Consider the following 14,978-nt stretch of genomic DNA (forward strand, 5'->3'; position numbering starts at 1 on the left):
GAAGCGGGTGGCGCTTGAATGAGAAGTATCAGCACCCGCGCGAAACGACAGGACGCAATGAAGAGACTCGACCAGAACTTCGAACAGGACTTCGACCAGGACCTCGCATCCACCGACGAGGGGCATGCTCCCGGCGAATTTCCGAGCCGATCGACGTCGCACGGGAAACGGAGTCGGAGGAGCCTGCTCCTCCTCGGTGCAGGTCTCATCCTCATCGGTCTCAACCTGCGCATCGGCGTCGCCTCGGTCGGTCCGGTGCTCGGGGATATCCTAGGCGATCTGCGTCTCACTGCCACAGAGGGCAGCCTCCTGACGACGATCCCAGTCTTCTCCTTCGGGGCGTTCGCGTTCCTCACGCCCGCGCTCACACGACGCTTCGGCATGCATCGGGTGCTCGGGATCCTCATGATCGTCCTCGCTGTCGGGATCTCGTTGCGGCTGCAGCCGAGCCTGCTCGCTCTCTTCGGGGGAACGGTACTCATCGGTGCGGCCATCGCGGTCGGCAACGTACTGCTGCCGACAGCAATCAAAAGCGACTTCTCTCATCGAGCGGGTCTGATGATGGGCCCGTACTCGACGTCGCTGTTCCTCGGCGCCGCGCTCGCGTCAGGTCTGACAGTGCCGATCATGTCCGCCTTTGACGGATTGTGGCGTTGGGCCCTCGGAATCTGGGCGGTCCCGGCAGTTCTGGCGGTGCTGCTGTGGCTCCCGAACATGCTGCGCCGCTCGGCGGACCTCCCGAAGCCCCGGCGGGTCACTGTCGCGGACTCCGCCGACGATGCTTCCGCAGATGCTTCGATCGAGACCGGGGAGCCGCCTTTCCGCTCGATCCTCACTGATCCCATCGCCTGGGCGGTCACCGGATTCATGGGATTACAGTCGCTGAGCTACTACGCTGCGCTGACCTGGGTGCCGGTGATTCTGCAGGACGGCGGCATGGCTGCGGGTAAAGCCGGCTGGATGCTGTCGTACTCCGCATTCCCTGCGATCCTCACCTGCCTCTTCACGCCAGCTCTGGCGCAGAGAATCCGGCCGCGCTGGATCGGTGCTGCCGCGGCCTCGATCCTCATCGGTTCCGGAATCGCAGGGCTCCTCATCGCTCCCGCGGCTGGAGCGCCTGTATGGATGACATTGATTGGTCTCGGACAGGGCGCGGCAATCAGTCTGTCGCTGTCCTATATCGTGTGGCGGTCTCCGGACGCACATCACACCGGACACGTCTCGACGATGGCGCAGGGTTTGGGATATCTCTTCGCCGGGCTCGGACCCTTCGGCCTCGGTTGGCTGCACACGGTGACCGGTTCGTGGACGGTGCCACTCGTCACCCTCCTCGTGCTGCTCGTGGCTCAGCTTCTCATCGGCGGAATCGCAGCCCAGGACAAACATGTGCGCGCCCGTGGCGTCGGCAGCCGTGAGGTGCTGCTGCGCGGTTGAATAGTCAGAACGGCGTGGCGTCATTGCAAGACGGCACCTCGAGTATCCGACTGTTGGCCGAGGGCGCGGGTTTACACTGTGGACATGTCTGCGGCACCCGTCGGCCCGCTCACCCGCGCTCCGCATCCGAGTCTGCGGCGATTCGTGGGTGATTACGCCGGCTACGACATCTCCGGCGTCCCCGCGGGGACGCATCTCGGGTTGCCTTCGGGCACGCTGACCTTCATCGTCTCGATCGACGAACCACTGTGCCAGGTCGATGCGGTCTCCGGCAGTCGCGAACATTTCGATGTGCTGCTCGCCGGCCTCCACCTGCGTTCGACGCTCATCGCTCACTGCGGCGCGATGTCCGGAATCCAGATCAACTTCAGTCCGTCGGCTCCGCGCGCGTTCTTCGGAATCCCCGCTGCCGACTTCGCCCATCACAGCGTCGACGTCGCTCGGATCTCCCGGCCGCTGGCCACGGAACTGCACGAGCGGGTCAATCTCGAGACCGAATGGTCCGCCCGATTCGCCGCCATCGACGACGTGCTCATGCGCACGATCGATGATGCGAATCGCCCCCGCGCCGAGGTGGCCGCCGCCTGGCGTCGGATCGCCGACAGCCACGGCGGTCTGCCCGTCTCCCTCGTCGCCGACGACATCGGATGGAGCAGGCGCCACCTGGGCAGCCAGTTCCGGTCCGAATACGGGATCGGGCCGAAGGACGCCGCCCGCATCATCCGCTTCGATCGAGCGCGGCGGCTCATCCCTGCCGGCCGGGGCAGCTTGGCGGAGATCGCTGTGAGCTGCGGTTACGCCGATCAAGCACACCTCAACCGGGACTTCCGGGACTTCGCCGGCCTCAGCCCCAGCCGGTGGCTGGCGGCTGATGACATGGCCCGGTCACGGACGGCGAGAACAGATTCGGCGGGGGTCACGTCGGCGAGAGAATGAGCTGTTCCCATTTGTCCAAGACCGGGTAGGGATCGCTCTTCGATGATGGAGGTCCAGAACACCCAGAGAAAAGGAGTCCTCATGTCCGTCGATGCCGCACAAACTCAGGCCTGCAACATCTGGCCCACCTTCCGCTACCGCGATGCCAAAGCCGCGATTGCCTTCCTTCAGGAGGCGCTCGGCTTCGACGTCGTCGCCGAGTACACGAATGCCGACGATCCGAACCGCGTCGATCACGCCGAACTGGCCTGGCCAGAGGGCGGGGGAGTGATGCTCGGGTCCGTCCGCGATGACGGCGGGGTCATGACGAAGACCGGAGTTGCCTCGGGGTCGGTGTATCTGGCCTCCGGCAACGTCCGTGAGCTCCACGAACGTGCGCTCGCCGCCGGTGCCACCGAAGTCATGGGACTGACCGAACAGGACTACGGATCGCTCGACTTCGCCATCCAAGACCCCGAGGGAGTGCTGTGGTCGGTCGGAAGCTACCGCGGGGCGTCCGCGTAGGGCGTGCTGCCTGGTCGCGGTCAGTTTCCGAGAACGGCGTCAGCGGCGATATTGAGCGTTTCGGTCTCCAGCTGAGCCAGCGAGTCCTCTGACGGCAGAGCACGTTCGAGGGCGAGGCCGTCGAAGACGGTGTTGAGGAAACGCGCCGACCGAGGGATGCTGCCGGCGTCGGTCAGGGCTCCCTCGTCGGCGAGGACCTGGAAACCGCAGTGTCGCGGATGTCTGCGCTCGGCAGATACCTGTCGTAGACATGTCGCATGACTTCATCCCGAAGCAGCTGCAGGTCTCCTCTTATTGCGTTTCCCTGATCCACTGCCACTGACCAATACTCCGAGTTGGTTTGCTCGTGCCCATTCCAACACGCTGTGTTGGAGCTATGTTGAGTGTCGAGGCGATACTCAGATGCTTCGACAGTGGAGGCGTCGTCGAGCAAACGAGCGGATCGAACAAGGTGACGGGAGGATTCTGCCGGCGTTCCGATGGAGGCAGCTGCTCGGGCGCTCGCAGTTCCACCTCGAGCGGGACGGCGCCGAGGGCGGGCTCGTCAGCTAAGCGATCGACGTCCGCCAATGGAGAACCGATGAGAACGGCTACCTCAAGGTCTTTCTCTATAGCAATGACCGGGAGCATGCGGTCTCGCGTGTGCCAGCCGTCTTCCCTGTCGAAGGCGGCAATATCGAGGCAGCCGCGAGCAATTTCGGTTTGAAGCGCTGACTTTTAGTCTCCGCCGACGGAGCCGAGGAGCAGCTTCGGCCTAACCACCGATCCGCAGTGGGCCGCCGGGCACCGCTTGATGGGCGTCGGCTCCGCCTCAGCCTCGCGCTGGGGATCATTTCAGCTCTGGAAATGCTGGTCGGGGTTGCGCTGCTGCAACAGGAGATCGCCGTGCCGGTCCTGCGGACTCCTCCGATCGCTGAGCGGATCGGTCCGGTCTAGCCTCTGTTCACGATGCCTCGGTGGGTCACAATCGGCATCGGCATAGTGACAGTCTTGGCGAGTACCGAGCGGGCGCTGCGAACGCGCTATCGCTGGTGGCTCGATGCGGCGGGGAACCAGCCGTCGTTCAGGAGTGTTCATGCAGATCGGCTCGGCAATGAAATATACGGTTTCATCAGGTGATATAAGGGTTCAACTATCTGTTGCGCGAGCCTAACGTGGACCTCGGAGCGGTGATCACCGCCCCAATCCTTTCGAAAGGAACTCGAACCATGAAGGCGATCGTATTCGAAGACTTCAAGACCTTTCCCACGCTCAAAGACGTCGAGAAGCCCACACCAGGACCAGGTGAAGTTCTGCTCAAAGTCGCCGGAGCAGGAGCATGCCACTCCGACGTTGCCGTGTACAACGAATTCGAAGAGGGCGGCCCCGGAGCAGTACCGCCGCCTTTCATCCTCGGACACGAGAACTCGGGCTGGGTCGAAGACCTCGGCCCCGGAGTGTCGGGATTCAACAAGGGTGACGCCTACCTCGTCTACGGCCCGATCGGCTGCGGCCGCTGCCGAGCATGTTCGCGTGGACAGGACACCTACTGCGAGAACGCCGCGACCAATCCCTACCTCGGCGTCGGGCTGGGCCGTGACGGCGGTATGGCCGAATACGTCACTGTTCCCGCACGAAACCTCGTCCCGCTCGGCGACGCCGACCCTGTCGCCGCAGCACCGCTCTCCGACGCGGGGCTGACTCCCTATCACGCAATCAAGCACTCGCTGCCGAATCTTGCAGGGGGCGGACGCTATGCGCTGGTCATCGGTCTCGGCGGATTGGGCCAAATCGGCGTGCAGATCTTGAAGGCCCTCACCGGTGCGACGGTCATCGCCACAGATATGAAGCCTGAGGCGATGGCGAAGGCCCAAGCAGCCGGTGCCATTACCGTGAGTGGAGGAGATGATCAGGTCGAACGAATCCGTGAGATCACCGGTGGCAAGGGCGTCGACGCCGCGTTCGACTTCGTCGGTGCCGCCTCAACGGTCAAGGTCGCCGCGCAGTCAATGGCCCGCATGGGTCGTTGCACAATCGTCGGCATCGCTGGGGGCGCGTATGAATGGTCGTTCTTCACCAATCCCTACGAGGCAACGCTGACGAACACTTACTGGGGAACGATCGAGGACCTCCATGAGGTAGTCGACATGTACCGGGCAGGTCAGATCATGCCAGAAGTCGAACGTTACAGCCTCGACGACGGACTGGAAGCCTATCGCAAGCTGCAGGCCGGTGAGCTCTCCGGTCGAGCGGTCGTCGTTCCCCACGGCAACTGACCCTCAGTCCACGCGCGCGTCGACGCCTTCGGCCCATCGGTAGGGCCGGGTGGCGAGCAGGGCTCCGACCGATCGGCGCAGACGCGAGACTTCTGCGCGGACGGTGACCACATGGTCGCCGTCCCCGTAGAGGCGCTGGCTGAGGTCGGCGGCACTGATCCCAGCTGCCCCCGCCGAGGTGACCGCCGCCAGAATCTGTGCCCGCCGTGGCGTGAGCGGAACGACCAGAGGTTCGGTGCCGGAATGGATATCCAGAACGGGCGGATCTTGCTTCGTCCGCAGAGTCACAGAAGCTCGACGATCGCCGGTGGGCCGCAGCAGCCATCCACCGGTGATCTTCTCCGGCAGGCACAGACCGGCACCGGGGACGAGGATCGAACGGTCGGCGGCCGGCACCTCGATGCGGTCGCGGCTGCGCACTCCCTGCTGATACGCCACCCATCCTGCATCATCGACGACGAGGGCCGGGCCGGACGTGCCGGCGAGCATCGCCGACATCCGATCGCGGAGAGTGTTCAGCGCCTCCTGCTGAGCGATCATCAGCCGGGCCTCGGCCAGACGCACCGCCGTCGTCACCAACGACTGCACTGCAGGATGAAGCGTCATCGCCGGGCCACTGATATCGACGACTCCCAAGAGAGTCCCATCGTGCGGGTCGTGCACGGGCACGGCGCTGCAGTACCAGGGGTGCTGAGACGCCTCAAAATGTTCGGCGGAGAAGAGCTGGACGGGTGCCTCCTCGGTCAGCGCCGTGCCGATGGCGTTCGTGCCGACCTTGGCCTCAGACCAATGTGCTCCTTCGACGAATCCGAGTTCATCGGCTTGCCGTCTGGCGGACGCTGCACCATCTCGCCACAGAATGACTCCATCGGCATCCGTGACGACGAGGATGAACGGCGCGGCGTCGGGAGCCCGCAACAGCACTGAGCGCATCTCATCGACGACCAGTCGCAACTGGGACTTCCGGCGTCGAGTCTCCAACTCAGCCTCATCGGCGACGATCCGCGCATTCGTGCCATCGGGGTCCAGCCCCAAGCGCAGCATCCGATCCCACGAGCGCCTGACCAGCGCGCGCGGTTGCACCGGCGGCGACGCCCCGGTGATCACGGCATCGTGAATGCGTGTCAGATCTCTGGCGAGATGCGCCAGATCCGGCTGAAGCATGCCTTGAGTATAAGTCGGGAACGCACCCCTGGCCATGGGGTCGAGGCGTCGGTGAGAATCCCGACACAGCGTGGACCATGCAATCCGATGCAACTCTTCCGAGCCGTGAGAGCCCGGCCTAGTTTGGAGTCACTGAACTCAATGAGGAGGAGTGACATGACAACGACGCTCGACCGTCCCCAGCTGACCGCCGACGACATCGCTATGAGGTGGCTGCAGGACTTCGAATCGGCGCTCGGCCGCCGGGACATCCCGGCTGCAGCCGGACTGTTCGCCACCGACAGCTATTGGAGGGACCTCGTGTCCTTCACCTGGAATCTCAAAACGGTGGAGAACCCCGACGGAGTAACCGACCTGCTCACCCACAATCTCGACCGGGTCTCACCGGAGGAATTCGAACTCAGCGAACCGGCGGCAACCGCCGACGGTGTGACGGAAGCATGGTTCACCTTCACCACCTCGGTGGGGCGTGGCAAGGGACTCGTCCGCCTCATCGATGAAGACGGCATCAAGGCCTGGACCGTGCTCACCTCGCTGCAGGAGATCACCGGACACGAAGAGCCCCGCGGCACCCGCCGGGTCAAAGGTGCCGAGCACGGCGTCGATCCCGAACGGAAGAGCTGGTCGGAGAAACTCGCCGAGGAGGACGCCGCCTGGGGCGCGACCGCCGATCCCTACATCCTCGTCGTCGGTGGCGGACAGGGCGGGATCGCCCTCGGCGCTCGCCTCCGCCAACTCGGAGTGCCGTCCCTGGTCATCGACCGGTGGGAGCGGCCGGGTGATCAGTGGCGGTCGCGGTACAAGTCGCTGTGCCTGCACGACCCGGTCTGGTACGACCACCTTCCGTACCTGAAGTTCCCAGACAATTGGCCGGTGTTCGCACCGAAGGACAAGATCGCGGACTGGTTGGAGTTCTACACGAAGGTGATGGAGATTCCGTACTGGTCGTCGACCACAGCTGCCTCGGCGAAATACGACGAAGCGGAAGGCCGGTGGACGGTCGAGGTTGACCGGAACGGGGAGAAGGTCACTCTGCGGCCGACCCATCTGGTGATGGCCACGGGCATGTCGGGCAAACCGAGCATCCCCACGTTCCCGGGGTCGGACATCTTCAAGGGCGAGCAGCAGCACTCCTCGCAGCACCCAGGTCCCGACGCTTATGCAGGCAAGAAGGTCGTCGTCATCGGCAGCAACAACTCCGCCTTCGACATCTGCGGTGCTCTGTACGAGAACGGTGCCGACGTCACGATGGTGCAGCGATCGAGCACGCACATCGTCAAGAGCGATTCGCTCGTGGAGATCGCGATGGGCGACCTGTACTCCGAACGCGCGTTGGAGAACGGCGTGACGACGGAGAAGGCGGATCTCATCTTCGCATCACTGCCGTACCGGATCATGCACGAGTTCCAGATCCCGCTCTACGACCAGATCAAGGAAGCGGACAAGGACTTCTACCAGCGGATGGAGGCCGCCGGGTTCGATCTCGACTTCGGCGACGACGAGTCCGGCTTATTCCTCAAGTATCTGCGCCGCGGTTCGGGCTACTACATCGATGTCGGATCCGCCGAGCTCGTCGCCGACGGCAAAGTGAAACTGGCCAAAGGTCAGGTCGACCACCTCACCGAGGATGCCGTCGTCCTCTCCGATGGGACTGAACTGCCGGCTGACCTCGTCGTCTACGCCACCGGTTACGGTTCGATGAACGGCTGGGTCGCGGACCTCGTCGACCAGGAGACCGCAGACAAGGTCGGCAAATGCTGGGGACTGGGGTCGGAGACGACGAAGGACCCAGGCCCGTGGGAAGGCGAGCAGCGCAATATGTGGAAGCCCACCCAGCAGGAGAACCTGTGGTTCATGGGCGGCAATCTGCACCAGGCCAGGCACTACTCGCTGTATCTGGCGCTGCAGCTCAAGGCCCGGCACGAAGGCATCGAGACTCCGGTGTACGGGCTGCAGGAGGTTCATCACCTGAGCTGAGCTCGGGGTGAGGCCGGCTCTTGGCGATCGGGTGGACGCTCATAGGTGTGCGAAATGGTCACGTCCTGTTGCTCGGGACGTGACCACTTCGCCCACCTAGCGCGTCCGCTGGGGTATGTCCGCAGAAGAACGGGAAGGGAGCTGAGCGGTGGGTATTCGAGAGGCGGAGGCGCGTAGGCGTCTCAGAGCCCCAGGCGCGAGAGCACTCGCTTCACGTGGTCGAGGGCTTCGTCCTGTGACAGCCCGAAGTTTTGGTTGAAATACATTCCGTCACCGATGAGCTGGATCGTCATCGCCAGGTCGGCATCGCCGAGGTGGTTGTTGAGAGCGTCGAACCAAGCTTCCCGGGTTCTACGCAGAGCCGCCTTGGCGTCCTCGTTCTCGAGTGCAAGACAGCCGGCGGCGATGAGGCTGCGGTCCAGGGGAGTGCCGACCTCGGCGGAGGTCTCGAGATAGTAATAGTGGAGGCGCTCGCCAGCAGCGTTCATCTCCTCGACGTCTTCGGCGACCAGTCGGTCGAGGCGTTCCAGGCTGCCCTTGATGAGCTCGGCCTTCGACCCGAAATGATAGAGCAGACCGCCTTTGGAGACTCCGGCCTTCGCGGCTACTGCGTCCAGAGTCGCCCCGGCAGTGCCGTGTTCGTCGAGGAGCGTATCGAATGCGTCGAGCAGCTTCTCCTTGGTTGCGGTCGGATTGCGTGCCATAGCCACGAGCCTAGTCCATAGCTGTACTCACGAGACGGACGTGTGCCTGGTGTACTGCCGGCTGGGCATGCAGGAGGCCGCTCGGATTTCTCGCGCGGCCGGGCCTGTATCTGCGCAGTACCTGAGCATCTCGATTGCAGCACGCCAACCGCTTTTCAACTGTACCGTCCAGACGGTACAGTTTATGGTATGACGACGACACTGACTCCACAGCTGCGTGCCGGCCGGCGCGAATGGGCCGGACTCGCGGTGCTCATGATCCCCGTGCTGCTGATCTCGATCGACAACACGGTCCTCGGCTTCGCGATCCCGGCCATCAGCACCGGCCTGCACCCGACGGGCACGCAGCTGCTGTGGATCGTCGACATCTACGCGCTCATGCTCGCCGGTCTGCTGGTGGCCATGGGCAGCCTCGGTGATCGGGTCGGACGTCGCAAACTGCTCATCATCGGGTCCGTCGGCTTCGGTGCGGCCTCGCTGCTCGCAGCGTTCTCCACCTCCGCCGAGATGCTCATCCTCGCCCGCGCCCTGCTCGGCATCTTCGGTGCCACCCTCATGCCCTCGACGCTGTCGCTCATCCGCAACATCTTCGACCATGACAAGGACCGTCGCATCGCGATCGCCACCTGGGCCGCGATGTTCTCCGGTGGTGCCGCACTCGGGCCCATCGTCGGCGGCTTCCTGCTTGAGCACTTCCATTGGAGCTCGGTCTTCTTCATCAACCTGCCGCTCATCGCGCTCTTCATTCCCGCTGCCGCCATTCTGCTGCCCGAATCGCGCGACCCGAACCCGGGTCGATTCGACCCGTTCTCCATCATCCTGTCGATGCTCGCCCTGGCCCCGCTCGTCTTCGCCATCAAACACAGCATGGCGTCCGGCGCTGACTTCCTCTTCTGGCTCAGCCTGTCCGTGGCGATCGTCGCCGGTGCCAGCTTCGTCCTCCGCCAGCTCGCCACATCGAATCCGATGCTCGACGTCCGTCTGTTCGCGAACTCCGTGTTCACCTCGGCGGTGGTGTCGAACCTGCTGAGCATCATGGGACTGGCCGGGTTCCTCTACTTCGGCACCCAGCTGCTCCAGCTCGTGCTCGGACTCTCTCCGATCGACGCCGCCCTTGTGCTCATCCCGGGACTCATCACCTCGGTCGCGGCCGGCTACCTGGCAGTGCCGCTCATCGCCCGCTTCGAACCGCGCGTCGTCGTGCCTTGTGCTCTCGCGCTCAACGCCATCGGAATGGGCATCATCGCCTTCACCTCCGAGCACTCCGTGATGGGAATGCTGCTCGCCTTCCTCATCCTCGGCATCGGGCTCGGCACCGCGGAGGTCATCACGAACGACCTCATCCTCGCCGCGGTCCCCGCTCACAAGGCCGGAGCGGCCTCGGCGATATCGGAAACCGCGTACGAATTCGGGTCCGTCATGGGAACGACCGTGCTCGGCGGACTCTCGACCTTCATGTACGGATCCGCGCTGCAGTCGGCGATCGGGGACAAAGCGGACAGAGCGCAGTTCGATACGCTCGGCTCCGCCCTCGAGTACGCGTCCGGGTTGAGCGGCGGAGCCGGCGAGCGGATCACCGAGGCGGCCGTGACGGCCTTCGACTTCGGCGTGCAGTGGGCCGCCGGTGCGGCCGTCGTCCTCGTCCTCATCGCCGCCGTGCTCACGAGCTTCGGCCTCAAAGGCGCCGGGAGGCTCCTGCCGGGAGCTGCCGCCAACGCCAACGCCGACCGCTGAGGCCGGGACGGAACCTGACCACTGATCCGGCGGAGATGCCCTACACTCGCAGCCATGGGCTCTCCCTCCCGATCCGCATATGAGCGGGCGCTCGGCGCTCGAGCGGCAGAGCTCCACCCGGTCCTCAGGGGATACTTCGCGGTGATCCCTCCCGGCGCGGTGGGTGTCGGTGAGGGAGTCTTCGAACGGTTCGGCACCCAACGGCGGTGGCTGTGGCCCGTCCTCGCCATTGCGAAACTGTGCGGTGTGATCGTGCCGGGTCTGCACCGCAATGTTCCTTTTCGCGTAGAGAACCGAACGGAAGACGGTGAGCAGACGGCGTCGCGGACGTTGAAGTTCAATGACGGTGATTGGTCGATGGTCGATGCGGTATCGTTCGTCTCGCGCGGATCCCGATCCGAGGTAGGTGGAGAAGTTCCGTGCGACTCTCAGGGCGGAGTCGTCGACGTGCTGGGGAAGCCGTCCATCGTCGAGGCGGAGTTTGCTGTTGACGTAGTCGACGGGGGATTGCGACTGCGCAGCCGCCGAATCGCACTACGGGCAGGTGGGTTGCGGTTGCCCATGCCGTTGGCGCTGCGACCGGTCATCGAACTGAGTGAGCGATTCGACGACACCCTCGACCGGCAGAGAGTCGAGCTCTACGTCGACGTACCGCTGATCGGACGTGTCTACGAGTACTCCGGCACTTTCACCTACCGCATCTTGAGCGAATACCTGCGTTCGACGATGGGCAATTGAGCGATTCGGGCAGTCGGCGAAGGCCGTAAATGCCCTCGATCAAGCAGAAGCGCGGATATCGGGACGTAGACGTCTCGATATCCGCGCTTGGGCTTGAACGACGGTTAGTTGGCTGGCGAACCGCGCTGCGCCTTGAACGACGGCTGGGCGCTGCGCCAGGTCAGAGGCTGATCGACTCCGTAGAGTTCGATGAGACCGACATCGTCTGCTTCTGCCGCCTGCGGGCCAGCACTCGGCCGATGCCGGTGTAGACCAGAGCGGCGATGAGCACGACGTAGATGACGACCGTGATCGGCGAGGACACGAGCGTCGACGCCTCACCGCCGGAAGCCAGCAGAGCATCGCGCAGGTTCGACTCGGCCAGGGGGCCCAGCACCATGCCGATCATCAGCGGAGCCAGCGGCACGCCGTAGCGCTTGAGCACGAAGCTCAGCACGCCGATACCCAGCAGGATGAGCAGTTCGAACGTCGAGGCGGACGTCGCATAGATGCCCAGGCCGCAGAACACCGCGATGCCGCCGTAGAGGTACGGGTCCGGGATCTTCAGCAGCTTCGCCCACAGGGGAGCGAACGGCAGGTTGATGATGAGCAGGACGATCATCGCGACGAAGAAGCTCGCCAGCAGACCCCACACGAGCTCGGGGGAGCGGTCGAAGAGCAGAGGACCGGGCTGGATGCCGTACTGACGGAATGCCGCCAGCATGATCGCCGCCGTCGCCGAGATCGGCAGACCCAGAGCCAGCAGGGCACCCATGGCGATGCCGGTCGTCGCCGATCCGGCCGCCTCGGGGGCGGCGAGACCGCGGATCGAGCCCTTGCCGAACTGCGGATCCTTCCGGCGGGAATCGAGCTTGCGCTCCAGGCCATAGGCCATGAACGTCGGCACATCGGCTCCGCCGACGGGGATGACGCCGAAGGGCAGACCGATCGCTGTTCCGCGCAGCCATGCCGGCAATGCCTCGCGGACCTCCTTGCGGGAGAGGAAGGGCCGACCAGAGGAATTGATCGTGTTGTCCTTGGTCTGACGGCGGATGCGGGAGGCGATGAAGAACACCTCGCCCAGCGCCAGCACGCCGACGGTCACCGTGACCAGGGAGACTCCGTCGAAGAGCTCAGGCACGCCGAGCGTGAACCGCTCGGTACCCGAGACCGAGTCGATGCCGATGACGGTGAAGCCGATGCCCAACACCAGTGCCGTGAGTCCCTTGAGCACCGAATCGGCGACCACCGAGGATGTCGCGACGAAGGCGAAGAGCGCGAGGGCGAAGAACTCCGCCGGACCGAAGCTCGTCGACAGGTCGGCCAGGGCCGGGGCGACGAAGACGACGAGGAAGCAGGAGATGAACCCGCCGATGAACGCACCGATCGCGGCCGTTGCCAGGGCCTGCGGGGCCCGCCCGGCCTTGGCCATCTTGTGGCCTTCGAACGTCGAGGCGATCGCAGAGGCCTGACCCGGGGTGTTCATGAGGATGGCCATCGTCGAGTCGCCGAAGAGCCCACCGAAGTAGACGCCGGCGAACATGATGAACGCGCCCGTGGGGTCGAGCGCAAAGGTCATCGGCAGAAGCAGAGCCACGGCCATCGACGAGCCCAGACCCGGCAGCACACCGACGGCGGTGCCGAGGAAGCAGCCGACGAGCACCCACAGCAGGTTCATCGGCGTCAGAGCGTGTGTGAACCCTTCGAAGAGGAATATGAGGGCGTCCATATCAGAAGCCACCTCCCAGAATTCCCGAAGGAAGATTGAGTCCCAGCATCACTGAGAAGGCGATGTAGACCAAGGACGAGAACGTCAGTGCCAGAGTGAGGTCGAACAGCGGCGTCTTCGAGCCCATCGACCGGGCCACGCACCAGAACAGAAGAGCTGCGGCGATGATCCACCCGGCGAATTCGAGGATCAGCGCGAATGCGGCGAAGCCGCCTGCGCCCCAGGCCAGGGACACGAAGTCGCTGTGCGTTCGGTGCTTCGCGTCGGCCCTGCGGGCCGCAGCCAGAGCTGCGCGGTCGTCTTCCGGCTCGTCCTCCTCATGAGGGGAGAGTCGAGAGGCCGCGACCGCCGAGGTGACCGGGGTCGAGAACGCCTTGTCCTCTTCGACCTCGGCCGGGACCACCTCGTCGATGTCGACGGGTTCGGGATTGCGGAGATAGGCGATGACCAGCAGGACCGTCAGCGCATAGCCGACGACCATGATGATGGTCGGGAAGAATTGCGGACCTGGTTTGTCCGCATCCGCTGGCACCTCCATGGTGAGGATGCCGACGAGCAGATAGGTCGAGAACGCCCCCATGATGAGGGGCACGATGAGTCCCGACCGCCCCTGCCACCAGGTGCCCGCGCCGAGGTGGCCTGTCCGTTCCGTGTTCATCGTCGTCTGTGCGCTCACAGTCCCAACTCCTTCAGCAGCTTCTCCACTCGTGACGTGTCCTCCTTGACGAACTCGGCGAATTCGTCGCCGGTCAGCCACACATCGGTCCATTTGTTCCGGTCGAGAGCGTCTTTCCAAGCCGCGCTGTCACGAGTCTTCTGCAGGATCTCGAGCAGCTGAGCGGAGTCGTCGCCGGTGATGTCCGGTGCTCCGAGCCAGCCGCGCCAGTTCGTCAGCGTGACCTCGTAGCCCTGTTCGGACATGGTCGGCACGTCATCGAAGCCCTTGACCCGATCGGGGGCGGCGACGCCGATGGCCTTGACGCGTCCGGCCTCGATCTGATCGGAGACCTCATTGAAGCCGCAGGAGGCGAAGTCGGTGGTGCCCGAGAGCAGAGTCTGGATGGCCTCGCCGCCGCCGGACTTCGGGATATAGGTGATATCGGAGGCAGGGATCTTGCCGAGCAGCGCCAACTGAGCGATCGTCAGGTGGTCGACTGAGCCGGCCGAGCCGCCCGTCCACACGAATCCCTTCGGATCTTTCTTCCACGCGCCGATGACATCGTCGATCGTGTTGTGCGGGGAATCGGCGGCGGCGATGAGGACGTCATAGTCTTCGGCCACCCGGGCGAGCAGCGTCGTGTCGTCGAAGCCGACCGGGGACTTGTTCAGTGCGATTCCGCCGACCATGGCTGTGCCGGTGGCCAGGATCGTGTCCGCCTGGCCGTGCATCGTCGAGAATTTGCCGAGGCCGATCGTGCCGCCGGCGCCGGGGATGTTGACGACCTGGGCGTTGTTGGCGAGCCGGTCGACGCGCATGGCCTGCTGGGTCTCGCGGGCGAATCCGTCCCAGCCGCCGCCGGCTCCGGCCGGAGCGATGAGGGTGAGATTCGACGACAGGTCGCCCTTCGCCGAGGCGGCCTTGACCGAGTAGGTTGTCGCCGTTCCGATCGCCGCCAAGGCGATCGCCCCGTAGGCGATGCGACCGAAGGTTCGTCGCGAGGGATGAGAGGATTCCGCCACGGAATCCCCGGAAGGTGGCGCCTTTGGCACGGACTTCTCCTTTGAAGGCAGGTGTGATGTGAGACTCACCTTAGAGGTTCCTGAGTGTCGGCTGCGAGGTTGTGCTCACTCTGCGCGTTCTGCTCATTGAGCGCGTTGAGTGCA

At 64.4% G+C, this 14,978-nt stretch carries 12 protein-coding genes; 7 read left to right on the forward strand and 5 right to left on the reverse strand.

Annotated elements, in window-relative coordinates; all coding sequences use genetic code 11:
• Nucleotides 1-57 precede the first annotated feature (57 nt).
• The 4 genes from D3I60_RS15095 to D3I60_RS15110 all read left to right on the forward strand — a co-directional run bounded on the left by D3I60_RS15095 (nt 58) and on the right by D3I60_RS15110 (nt 5,129).
• Entirely contained in the window at nt 58-1,434 is a 1,377-nt protein-coding gene (locus D3I60_RS15095; RefSeq protein ID WP_262777191.1) for a CynX/NimT family MFS transporter, read from the forward strand.
• A gap of 84 nt (nt 1,435-1,518) precedes the next feature.
• Nucleotides 1,519-2,370: a helix-turn-helix domain-containing protein gene (locus D3I60_RS15100; RefSeq protein ID WP_262777192.1), complete on the forward strand. Its 852-nt coding sequence runs from the start codon at nt 1,519-1,521 to the stop codon at nt 2,368-2,370.
• Nucleotides 2,371-2,451: 81 nt separating this feature from the next.
• Nucleotides 2,452-2,874 (forward strand): VOC family protein, encoded by a 423-nt coding sequence (locus D3I60_RS15105; RefSeq protein WP_262777194.1) that lies wholly within the window; start codon nt 2,452-2,454, stop codon nt 2,872-2,874.
• A 1,208-nt stretch (nt 2,875-4,082) separates the two neighbouring features.
• On the forward strand, nt 4,083-5,129 hold the full coding sequence (locus D3I60_RS15110) for an NAD(P)-dependent alcohol dehydrogenase (protein ID WP_262777195.1): 1,047 nt from the start codon (nt 4,083-4,085) through the stop codon (nt 5,127-5,129).
• 3 nt (nt 5,130-5,132) lie between these two features.
• On the opposite strand, the gene D3I60_RS15115 is transcribed toward D3I60_RS15110, so the two are convergent.
• Complete coding sequence (locus D3I60_RS15115) at nt 5,133-6,293, reverse strand: GAF domain-containing protein (protein ID WP_262777197.1); 1,161 nt, start codon at nt 6,291-6,293, stop codon at nt 5,133-5,135.
• 156 nt (nt 6,294-6,449) lie between these two features.
• Here D3I60_RS15115 and D3I60_RS15120 point away from each other — a divergent pair, with 156 nt between their 5' ends.
• Nucleotides 6,450-8,270, forward strand: coding sequence for a flavin-containing monooxygenase (locus D3I60_RS15120; protein ID WP_262777198.1), 1,821 nt, complete (start codon nt 6,450-6,452; stop codon nt 8,268-8,270).
• Between the two features lie 182 nt (nt 8,271-8,452).
• Here D3I60_RS15120 and D3I60_RS15125 read toward each other — a convergent pair whose 3' ends face one another.
• Nucleotides 8,453-8,974: a TetR/AcrR family transcriptional regulator gene (locus tag D3I60_RS15125; protein ID WP_262777199.1), complete on the reverse strand. Its 522-nt coding sequence runs from the start codon at nt 8,972-8,974 to the stop codon at nt 8,453-8,455.
• A gap of 189 nt (nt 8,975-9,163) precedes the next feature.
• Here D3I60_RS15125 and D3I60_RS15130 point away from each other — a divergent pair, with 189 nt between their 5' ends.
• Both D3I60_RS15130 and D3I60_RS15135 read left to right on the forward strand, forming a co-directional pair.
• Nucleotides 9,164-10,708 (forward strand): MFS transporter, encoded by a 1,545-nt coding sequence (locus tag D3I60_RS15130; RefSeq protein WP_262777200.1) that lies wholly within the window; start codon nt 9,164-9,166, stop codon nt 10,706-10,708.
• A gap of 54 nt (nt 10,709-10,762) precedes the next feature.
• Nucleotides 10,763-11,446, forward strand: coding sequence for a DUF4166 domain-containing protein (locus tag D3I60_RS15135; protein WP_262777202.1), 684 nt, complete (start codon nt 10,763-10,765; stop codon nt 11,444-11,446).
• Between the two features lie 160 nt (nt 11,447-11,606).
• On the opposite strand, the gene D3I60_RS15140 is transcribed toward D3I60_RS15135, so the two are convergent.
• From D3I60_RS15140 to D3I60_RS15150, 3 genes are read right to left on the reverse strand one after another with little or no spacing between them, the layout of a single operon-like run.
• A complete protein-coding gene (locus tag D3I60_RS15140) occupies nt 11,607-13,154 on the reverse strand; it encodes a tripartite tricarboxylate transporter permease (RefSeq protein ID WP_262777203.1) in 1,548 nt (515 codons plus the stop codon).
• 1 nt (nt 13,155) lies between these two features.
• Nucleotides 13,156-13,830 (reverse strand): tripartite tricarboxylate transporter TctB family protein, encoded by a 675-nt coding sequence (locus tag D3I60_RS15145; protein WP_262777205.1) that lies wholly within the window; start codon nt 13,828-13,830, stop codon nt 13,156-13,158.
• On the reverse strand, nt 13,827-14,864 hold the full coding sequence (locus tag D3I60_RS15150; RefSeq protein ID WP_262777207.1) for a Bug family tripartite tricarboxylate transporter substrate binding protein: 1,038 nt from the start codon (nt 14,862-14,864) through the stop codon (nt 13,827-13,829). Before D3I60_RS15150 ends, D3I60_RS15145 begins: the two co-directional genes overlap by 4 nt.
• Nucleotides 14,865-14,978: the final 114 nt, after the last annotated feature.

The organism is Brevibacterium permense, assembly GCF_025506275.1.
Taxonomy (GTDB): Bacteria; Actinomycetota; Actinomycetes; order Actinomycetales; family Brevibacteriaceae; genus Brevibacterium; species Brevibacterium permense_A.

What these genes read in the sequence shown, in the direction of transcription:
- D3I60_RS15105 (WP_262777194.1), top strand. Translation starts at nt 2,452, where the DNA reads ATGTCCGTCGATGCCGCACAAACTCAGGCCTGCAACATCTGGCCCACC.
- D3I60_RS15135 (WP_262777202.1), top strand. Translation starts at nt 10,763, where the DNA reads ATGGGCTCTCCCTCCCGATCCGCATATGAGCGGGCGCTCGGCGCTCGA.
- D3I60_RS15095 (WP_262777191.1), top strand. Translation starts at nt 58, where the DNA reads ATGAAGAGACTCGACCAGAACTTCGAACAGGACTTCGACCAGGACCTC.
- D3I60_RS15115 (WP_262777197.1), bottom strand. Translation starts at nt 6,293, where the DNA reads ATGCTTCAGCCGGATCTGGCGCATCTCGCCAGAGATCTGACACGCATT.
- D3I60_RS15110 (WP_262777195.1), top strand. Translation starts at nt 4,083, where the DNA reads ATGAAGGCGATCGTATTCGAAGACTTCAAGACCTTTCCCACGCTCAAA.
- D3I60_RS15140 (WP_262777203.1), bottom strand. Translation starts at nt 13,154, where the DNA reads ATGGACGCCCTCATATTCCTCTTCGAAGGGTTCACACACGCTCTGACG.
- D3I60_RS15100 (WP_262777192.1), top strand. Translation starts at nt 1,519, where the DNA reads ATGTCTGCGGCACCCGTCGGCCCGCTCACCCGCGCTCCGCATCCGAGT.
- D3I60_RS15120 (WP_262777198.1), top strand. Translation starts at nt 6,450, where the DNA reads ATGACAACGACGCTCGACCGTCCCCAGCTGACCGCCGACGACATCGCT.
- D3I60_RS15125 (WP_262777199.1), bottom strand. Translation starts at nt 8,974, where the DNA reads ATGGCACGCAATCCGACCGCAACCAAGGAGAAGCTGCTCGACGCATTC.
- D3I60_RS15130 (WP_262777200.1), top strand. Translation starts at nt 9,164, where the DNA reads ATGACGACGACACTGACTCCACAGCTGCGTGCCGGCCGGCGCGAATGG.